The 514-nt window shown below is 49.6% G+C and carries 1 protein-coding gene; it reads left to right on the top strand.

What is annotated here, in order from left to right; genetic code table 11:
- Positions 1-101 precede the first annotated feature (101 nt).
- Positions 102-514, top strand: a 413-nt coding sequence (locus Q8W24_RS16845) for a transposase (protein ID WP_305476059.1), incomplete at its 3' end; no start/stop codon positions are given.

Genomic DNA, 514 nt, shown 5'->3' with positions numbered 1-514 from the left:
TTCTGGCTCATGGTTGGCACCTCTGTTGGTGAAGAGTTTATCTCTTCTTGAGGTGTCCGGGATATTCAACCAGAACAACCCTCTACAGGGAGTGACACATCATGTCTGATAAATACGAAATCGACATTCAAGCCTTTGCTAAGGCCCTCCAGTCCGGTCAGGATCTCAATGGCAAAGACGGTCTGCTAACACCTCTGATCAAGCAGATCACCGAAGCGGCATTAGGTGCTGAACTGGATGAACATCTGGGGCAGGATTCCCAGCCTAATCGTAAAAACGGAGCCTCCCGCAAAACCATTAAAACGGCTTCTGGCTCTTTTGAGTTGGAAACACCTCGTGACCGCAATGGCTCGTTCGAACCACAAACGGTTAAAAAGTACCAAACCCGACTGACCGATGAGATGGAGCGCAATATCATCTCTCTGTTCGCCTTGGGTAACAGCTACCAGAGCATCCGGGAATACCTACTGGAGATGTACGGTACCGAGGTCTCTAACGGCACCATTAACGCCAT

Origin of the sequence: Oceanobacter sp. 4_MG-2023 (assembly GCF_030689165.1) — a bacterium.
In the GTDB taxonomy this organism is placed as follows: Bacteria; Pseudomonadota; Gammaproteobacteria; order Pseudomonadales; family Oceanobacteraceae; genus Oceanobacter.
This window is presented reverse-complemented; position numbering and strand designations above follow the sequence as displayed.